The organism is Pseudomaricurvus sp. ABR4_320 (assembly GCF_056159445.1).
In genome coordinates this window covers 1-576 of the sequence record NZ_JBSWVF010000087.1, presented here as the reverse complement: position 1 = coordinate 576, position 576 = coordinate 1, and the positions used below count along the sequence as shown (strand labels likewise).

Sequence of the window (576 nt, the reverse complement as noted above, 5' to 3'; positions counted from 1 at the left end):
GCCGTAGCAGATGGTGCCCTAGGCTTTTGGAAAGCGATTGGCAAGCGTTGGCCAGAAACGGCTCAACAACGTTGCTGGGTGCACAAAACGGGCAACGTATTGAACAAGCTTCCCAAGGCCGTACAGCCAAAGGTGAAGGAGGCTTTACATGATATCTGGATGGCAGAGACCAGAGAAGAAGCTTACAACGCGTTTGACAATTGTTTAAAGCGGTTTAGCCCAAAGTACCAAGGCGCAATGGATTGTTTGGCGAAAGACAAGCCTGAACTGCTGGCATTTTATGATTTTCCAGCAGAGCACTGGGCGCACCTGCGCACAACAAACCCAATTGAATCTGTCTTTGCCACGGTGCGACTACGAACAAACAAAACTAAGAATTGTGGTAGCCGATTAACGACGCTATCGATGGCGTACAAACTGCTCACTACAGCAGAGAAAAATTGGTATCGGCTACGCGGCTTTAAGCTGCTGGCGGATGTACTCCAGGGAGTGAAATTCAAGGACGGAGAGAAAGTAGAACCGGTTGATCAACAGGCCACTGCTTAAATCTTCATACACCAGATTTGACTATAGCTC

General features: G+C 48.4%; 1 protein-coding gene. It reads left to right on the top strand.

What is annotated here, in order from left to right; all coding sequences use genetic code 11:
• Positions 1–546, top strand: a 546-nt coding sequence (locus ACXAFR_RS27475; RefSeq protein ID WP_475183395.1) for a transposase, incomplete at its 5' end; no start/stop codon positions are given.
• Between the last annotated feature and the right edge of the window lie 30 nt (positions 547–576).